7 protein-coding genes are annotated in these 6583 nt (G+C 55.8%); 6 read left to right on the top strand and 1 reads right to left on the bottom strand.

From position 1 onward, the window contains the following. Positions 1 to 169 precede the first annotated feature (169 nt). The 4 genes from arsJ to OKC30_RS19325 are packed head-to-tail and all read left to right on the top strand — an operon-like array spanning position 170 to position 3460. The gene (gene arsJ, locus OKC30_RS19340; RefSeq protein ID WP_160839371.1) at positions 170 to 1411 is read left to right on the top strand and encodes an organoarsenical effux MFS transporter ArsJ; all 1242 of its coding nucleotides are present in this window, start codon (positions 170 to 172) and stop codon (positions 1409 to 1411) included. Beyond that, positions 1411 to 2487: an ACR3 family arsenite efflux transporter gene (arsB, locus tag OKC30_RS19335; RefSeq protein ID WP_005303846.1), complete on the top strand. Its 1077-nt coding sequence runs from the start codon at positions 1411 to 1413 to the stop codon at positions 2485 to 2487. The genes arsJ and arsB overlap by 1 nt, the downstream gene beginning before the upstream one ends. Further along, positions 2484 to 2915, top strand: a complete 432-nt coding sequence (gene arsC, locus OKC30_RS19330; protein ID WP_043163175.1) for a glutaredoxin-dependent arsenate reductase — start codon at positions 2484 to 2486, stop codon at positions 2913 to 2915. The genes arsB and arsC overlap by 4 nt, the downstream gene beginning before the upstream one ends. Continuing rightward, positions 2912 to 3460, top strand: coding sequence for a sigma-70 family RNA polymerase sigma factor (locus tag OKC30_RS19325; RefSeq protein ID WP_252410986.1), 549 nt, complete (start codon positions 2912 to 2914; stop codon positions 3458 to 3460). Before arsC ends, OKC30_RS19325 begins: the two co-directional genes overlap by 4 nt. A 52-nt stretch (positions 3461 to 3512) precedes the next feature. Here the strand turns inward: OKC30_RS19325 and OKC30_RS19320 are convergent, their stop codons facing one another. Further along, the gene (locus tag OKC30_RS19320) at positions 3513 to 3791 is read right to left on the bottom strand and encodes a hypothetical protein (protein ID WP_005303852.1); all 279 of its coding nucleotides are present in this window, start codon (positions 3789 to 3791) and stop codon (positions 3513 to 3515) included. Between the two features lie 243 nt (positions 3792 to 4034). Here OKC30_RS19320 and OKC30_RS19315 point away from each other — a divergent pair, with 243 nt between their 5' ends. Continuing rightward, on the top strand, positions 4035 to 5471 hold the full coding sequence (locus tag OKC30_RS19315; protein ID WP_270809759.1) for a glutathione synthase: 1437 nt from the start codon (positions 4035 to 4037) through the stop codon (positions 5469 to 5471). A gap of 115 nt (positions 5472 to 5586) precedes the next feature. Further along, positions 5587 to 6540: a permease gene (locus tag OKC30_RS19310; protein WP_160839369.1), complete on the top strand. Its 954-nt coding sequence runs from the start codon at positions 5587 to 5589 to the stop codon at positions 6538 to 6540. The last annotated feature ends 43 nt before the right edge of the window (positions 6541 to 6583 follow it).

Raw genomic sequence — 6583 nt, 5'->3', positions numbered from 1 at the left:
CAGAAGGCCCCGAGTGTAGCCATCGCTCAAGGCCGGAGGAAAGGGCGTTTCAATAGTCGATTTGGGCAACAACGCCCTTGGTATGACAACGAGTGGGGCTATGCCAACCGCACCGCCGAGCTGATGCGCATGGTCGGTCAAATGGACAAGGCGCAAGGATAACCCCGCCATGGAACTGACCCGACTCTCCCCCGAGATCCGCCAGTATCTGCTGGTGACCGGCAACTACTGGGCCTTCACCCTGACCGATGGCGCTCTGCGCATGTTGGTGGTGCTCTACTTCCATGGGCTCGGTTACAGCCCGCTGGCCATCGCCTCCCTGTTTCTCTTTTACGAGATCTTCGGGGTGGTGACCAATCTGGTGGGGGGCTGGCTCGGGGCTCGCCTTGGGCTCAACCGCACCATGAACATAGGGCTGGCCCTCCAGGTGCTGGCACTGGGCATGTTGCTGGTGCCACCGCTCTGGCTGACGGTGCCCTGGGTGATGGGGGCGCAGGCGCTTTCGGGGATAGCCAAAGACCTCAACAAGATGAGCGCCAAAAGCTCCATCAAGTTGCTGGTGCCGGGGGAGGCCCAGGGTCAGCTCTACAAGTGGGTGGCACTCCTCACCGGCTCGAAGAATGCCCTGAAAGGGATGGGCTTTTTCCTCGGTGGCGCCCTGTTGACCCTGCTCGGGTTTCAGGGGGCCGTGCTGGTTATGGCCCTGGCGTTGGCGCTGGTGTGGTGCGTCAGCATGCTGACCCTGAAACGGGATCTCGGCAAAGCCAAGAACAAGCCCAAGTTCAGCGAAATCTTCTCCAAGAGCCGCGCCATCAATTACCTGTCGGCGGCCCGTCTGTTCCTGTTTGGTGCCCGTGATGTCTGGTTTGTGGTGGCGTTGCCTGTCTACCTCGCCTCCAGCTTTGGCTGGGATCACTGGTATGTGGGGGGATTCCTGGCGCTCTGGATCATTGCTTATGGCGTGGTTCAGACCCAGGCGCCCCGCTTTACCGGCAAGCGAGAGGGACGTGTACCCGATGACAAGGCTGCGATGCGTTGGGCGCTAGTGTTGGCACTGACCCCGGCCCTGATTGCCCTGGCGCTCCACTATGAGGTGCATCCGGCCATCAGCCTGGTGGGCGGCTTGATGGTGTTTGGCGCTCTGTTTGCCATCAACTCCTCCCTGCACAGCTACCTCATCGTCAGCTATGCCGGTGCAGATGGGGTATCGCTCGATGTGGGCTTCTACTACATGGCCAATGCCCTGGGGCGCCTGCTAGGCACCCTGCTCTCCGGGCTGGTGTTCCAGCTCTATGGTCTCGAGGCCTGCCTCTGGATCTCCACCCTCTTTATCCTGCTGGCGGCGTTTATCTCCATTGGTTTGCCACGCCATCAGCCTTCCACTTCATCCAACCCTCATGGAGTCTCGTGATGAGTACAACAGCCTGCTGCGATCTGCCCGTCAGCAAAAAAATGAGTTTTCTCGATCGCAATCTCACCCTCTGGATCTTCGTCGCCATGGCCATCGGGGTGGGAATTGGTTACCTGTTCCCCCAGGTGGCTCAGTGGAACGAGGCGGTGTCGGTCGGCACCACCAATATCCCGCTGGCCATAGGCCTCATCCTGATGATGTATCCGCCGCTCGCCAAGGTGAACTACGGCACCATGGGCGCCATGACACGCGACCGTCAGGCGATTACCCTCTCATTGGTAATGAACTGGTTGGTTGGCCCCACCCTGATGTTCGTCATCGCCCTGACATTCTTGCATGATTACCCCGACTACATGGTTGGTCTTATCTTGATTGGCCTGGCTCGTTGTATCGCCATGGTGTTGGTGTGGAACGATCTCGGTGGTGGCAACAAGGAATACGGCGCAGGCCTGGTGGCGCTCAACAGCGGTTTCCAGATCCTCACCTACAGCTTTATGGCCTGGCTGTTCATTACAGTGCTGCCCCCGCTGTTTGGTTTGCAGGGTTTCGCGGTGGATATCACCATGCTGGATATCGCAGAAAGCGTACTGATCTATCTTGGCATTCCCTTCCTGGCAGGTTTTCTGAGCCGTCATTACCTGGTCAAGGCCAAGGGGGAGAAGTGGTACACCGAGCGCTTCATCCCGGCCATTTCCCCCATTACCTTGATCGCCTTGCTGGCCACTATCGTGCTGATGTTCAGCCTCAAGGGCGAGATGATCGTTGAGCTGCCGATGGATGTACTGCGGGTTGCTGTGCCTCTGGTGGTATATTTCGTGCTGATGTTCTTCACCAGCTTCCTGGTGGGCAAGAAGCTGGGTATTCCCTATGACAAGAACGCCTCCATCGCCTTTACTGCGACCGGCAACAACTTCGAGCTGGCCATCGCGGTCTCCATCGCGGTATTCGGCCTGAACTCGGATCAGGCCTTCGCCGGTGTGATAGGCCCGCTGGTTGAAGTGCCCGTGCTGATCGCCCTGGTCAACGTGGCCCTGCGCATGAAGCGCAACTATGGCAAAGCGGAGGCGCAAGCATGAGTGACCCCAAGATCACCATTTACCACAACCCGGCCTGTGGCACCTCTCGCAATACGCTGGCACTTATCCGCAACTCAGGGGTTGAGCCGACCGTCATCCACTATCTGGAGACGCCGCCGAGCCGCGAGATCCTGGTCGCGCTTATTGCCGCCATGGGGATATCGGTGCGCGACCTGTTGCGCAAAAACGTGCCGCCTTTTGAGGCGCTTGGACTGGCCGAGGAGAGATTCAGCGACGACCAGCTGATCGATGCCATGCTGGCTCATCCCATCCTGATCAACCGTCCCATCGTGGTGACCCCGCTTGGCACCAAGCTGTGCCGTCCGTCAGAGGCGGTGTTGGATATCCTGCCGAGCCCTCAGCAAGGGGCCTTTACCAAGGAGGATGGGGAGCAGGTGGTGGATGCCCAAGGAAAACGCATCAAGTGACCCAGCCAACCGGTGCGCCGCCTTGCCTGATGACGGCATGGCAACAGCATGAACATGAGATCTATGGGTGGCTACTCAAGCAATCTGGCAGCCCGATGGATGCAGATGATCTGCTACAAGAGACCTTCTTGCGAGCAATCCGCCAGCAGGGCAAGTTCTGCGCCATCGAGAATGCCAGGGCTTGGCTGTTTGAAGTCGCCAGACATCTGGTGATTGATAGAAGCCGGCGACAACGCCCGATGTTTCAACTACATGACGAGCTGGCAATGCAGCAGAGTGAGCTTGATGCGGTCGATTCATTGGCTGGCTGCTTGCCTAGAGTGCTGGAGAGGCTGGCCCAGGCTGACCGGGATATTCTCAAGCGCTGCGATTTGGAAGGCGTGAAGCAGGCGGATTATGCCGCCCAATACGGTCTGACCCTCACCGCCACCAAGTCGCGTTTATTGCGAGCCAGGCAACGCTTGCGTCAGCAGCTCTCTCTGGACTGTCAGGTCAGGCTGGATGAGACGGGTCGGGTGTGTTGCTTCACTCCGGCTGCGAAGTAAGCCATGACCCATGTTCAGTAAAAAGGCCAAGGTTTTCACCTTGGCCTTTTCTTTATTTGTTCTTGGCTTCGGACAGGTACTCATCCAAGGTTTCTTGGTTGGCTGCTTTAATGGTCATGCCATTGGGACCTGCCCCGATATTGCTGAACTGTTTTGCCGGTTCGCCATGTTGCTTGAACTCTTCCAGCTCTGGCGAGCCTTCTTTAAAGACCCATAGCCGCCCATCTTCCACTTCGGTGACAAAACCGGGCAGGTTGAATTCGCTCGCAAAGGCGGCGGTGCTAAGCAGACTAAAGCCCAGCAGGGCGGCGGAAGCGACGATTTTTTTCATGTTCATCTATCCATGTTGATTGATTAATTCTTATTAATCATCGCTGGGAAGTATGACGAGAATATGACAATACCTGAGTCAGGTTGACGTGGTTCAGAAAATTGAAGTGCATCCTTTTCGCTGCTTGCGCGTCTTCCTCGTGACGTGCTGCGCTCGTCTGATGAGGATATGAAGATCGCTGTTCGATATGAGGGCTGGGCAACCACGCCTTGAGGTTCGTGAGTCAATAATCAGGATCGTATGATGAGTTCTTTCGACATCCAGAAAGCCAAAGATGATGCAGTCGAGTGGGCATTAACCCACGGTGTAGCCTTTAAAGAGTCGCTGTATTCTGCTGTGCATACCCCATTTACCCTGGCGCCGACACCGATCAGCCAACGGGACTACCAGCATTTGAAAAGTGCGGCACAGACCTTAAGCAAACTGATTTATGCCGTCTCAGAGGATCATGGCTTTTTACATGATGCCATTCATCCCATTACGGCGGGCGATCCCTTCTTTTCAGCCCTGCTCAGCATGCACCAACAGATACACTCATCAGCCACCAAGCCACCCCGGCTGCCATTACTCATCATGCGCAGCGACTTTATGGACGACCAGCGCGATGGCCACAAGCTGATCGAGTTCAATGGTATCGCCGCAGGTATGGGGCCATTTGGTCAGCGGATACATGAACTGCACCGCTATCTGCAACGGCAATGGCCTGCTGCGTACATGCAAGAGCCGCATCAGGCAATGGGTGAACTTGTCAGTAATCATGCCATTGAAGGATTGTCAGCAGGCATTGCCGAGGCCACCTTCAAGATCAAGCGTGAGTTTGGCGACCCCGGCCCGGCAAGGTTTCTGATGATTGTGCAGGAACATGAAAACAATGTGTTTGATCAACACCTGCTTGAGCTGGCACTCCAGCGCAAAGGGATTGAGACGCAGCGCAGAACCTTTCGTGAACTTCATAATCAACTGAGCACGGGCGCTAACAACAGACTGCTCCTCGATGGTGTCGGCTCCCTCGATACCGTCTACCTGCGGGCCGGATACCAATATTCAGATTATGAGGCGACAGACCTCAAAGAGCATAGATGTTGCCAGGCGCTGATGGCGACCCGTGTGGTGATTGAGCGACATAGAGTCGCCGTCAATGCCACGGTCGCCCAGCAATTGGCGACCAGCAAGCGAGTACAAATGCTGCTGTCACGTTTGGGAGAAGAGGGATTCGCTGCATTTGGCTTGACCCCGCAAGAGGCTGACACGGTAAGAGGCGTGTTGGGTGAAATGCATCCTGTGACCCCTGATAGCCTCCACTTTGTAAAAGCTGCGCCCTCCAATAGTTGGGTACTTAAAAACCAAGGAGAAGGAGGTGGGCATTGTCTGTTTGGGGCAGACATCCTGGCAAAATTAGAAACACTGGAGCCCCGGCAATATCAGGCTTGGTCACTAATGGGCCGATTACATCCCGTTCCCAGACCGATGTCAGCCTGGATAGTACGCAAAGGAGAGCTGCATCGGGTGACGGACTTGATCAGTGAACTAGGCATGTTCACCGTTCAGATAGATGGCAATCCTGGTTGCGCCGAGCAGAGCTTTGCTGGATACCTGATCCGTAGCAAATCAGCCGGATCGACAGAAGGGGGCGTTCATAGCGGGCAAGGCGTCCTTGATTCATTGGTATTCAGTGATTGATGAAGGGGCTGGGGGCGAACCATGAGATCGCGGCGTTAGCAAAAAACAAAAGATATGAGCATCTTTTGCGGACATGCCACGTCTTCTGGATAACACCGATGTTGATGGAGTCATTATGTTTCAGATTTTCACCGACCTAGCCAGCTGGCTGGTCTACGAGCAATTGGGCCTGAGCCCGCAAACCAAGCTGGGGGATGCGCTGCATTTCTTCGTGGAGGATGTGAGCAAGATCTTTGCCCTGCTGCTGGTCATGATTTACATCGTGGCCATGTTGCGGGCCTCCCTGAATGTTGAACGGGTGAGGGACTATTTGGCGGGCAAGCACAGAGGGTTGGGCTATCTTCTTGGCTCCGGCTTTGGTGCCATTACTCCCTTCTGCTCCTGTTCGAGTATCCCTGTGTTCCTCGGCTTCACCTCAGCCGGTATCCCGCTAGGGATTACCATGGCCTTTCTCATCACCTCACCGCTCATCAACGAAGTGGCCGTCTTGTTGCTGGTCAGTCTGCTGGGCTGGAAGTTCACCCTGATTTACGTGGTAGTTGGCATGGCGGTTGGCATGCTGGGTGGGGCGTTTTTGGACAAGATAAAGGCCGAGCGTTGGCTGGCTGATTTTGCCGCTGAGGCCCTCAAGCAGGGGCAGCATCAGCAAGGTGATATCGTCCAGCAGCATACCGATGCCCCGAGCCTCTCGCTGGCCAAGCGTCATGCCTTTGCTAAAGATGAAACCCTCACCATCTTCAAACGGGTATGGATCTGGGTCATTGTCGGTGTGGGGCTTGGTGCCGCGCTTCATGGCTTTGTGCCTGATGGCTGGATTGCCTCACATCTTGGAGCAGGCCAATGGTGGTCAGTGCCTGTGGCGGTTCTCATCGGCATTCCCCTCTACTCCAACGCCACCGCAGTGATCCCGGTGATGGAGAGCTTGATTGTCAATGGGCTGCCGATTGGGACGACACTGGCATTTTGTATGAGCACAGTAGCGGCCAGTTTTCCTGAATTTATTCTGCTCAAACAAGTGATGAAGTGGCAGTTACTCAGGGCGGGATCGCACTTTGTTAATGAAATTTGAACAGGCTGATCGTCTGTGATCTAATCACGTCTCCATGCAGGAG

The sequence above is a fragment of the Aeromonas sp. QDB18 genome (genome assembly GCF_027705325.1).
Lineage (GTDB): Bacteria > Pseudomonadota > Gammaproteobacteria > Enterobacterales > Aeromonadaceae > Aeromonas > Aeromonas caviae.
Note: the sequence above shows the minus strand (reverse complement) of the source record. Positions and strands in the feature narration are given on the sequence as shown.

What these genes read in the sequence shown, in the direction of transcription:
- arsJ (WP_160839371.1), top strand. Translation starts at nt 170, where the DNA reads ATGGAACTGACCCGACTCTCCCCCGAGATCCGCCAGTATCTGCTGGTG.
- arsB (WP_005303846.1), top strand. Translation starts at nt 1,411, where the DNA reads ATGAGTACAACAGCCTGCTGCGATCTGCCCGTCAGCAAAAAAATGAGT.
- arsC (WP_043163175.1), top strand. Translation starts at nt 2,484, where the DNA reads ATGAGTGACCCCAAGATCACCATTTACCACAACCCGGCCTGTGGCACC.
- OKC30_RS19320 (WP_005303852.1), bottom strand. Translation starts at nt 3,791, where the DNA reads ATGAAAAAAATCGTCGCTTCCGCCGCCCTGCTGGGCTTTAGTCTGCTT.
- OKC30_RS19315 (WP_270809759.1), top strand. Translation starts at nt 4,035, where the DNA reads ATGAGTTCTTTCGACATCCAGAAAGCCAAAGATGATGCAGTCGAGTGG.
- OKC30_RS19310 (WP_160839369.1), top strand. Translation starts at nt 5,587, where the DNA reads ATGTTTCAGATTTTCACCGACCTAGCCAGCTGGCTGGTCTACGAGCAA.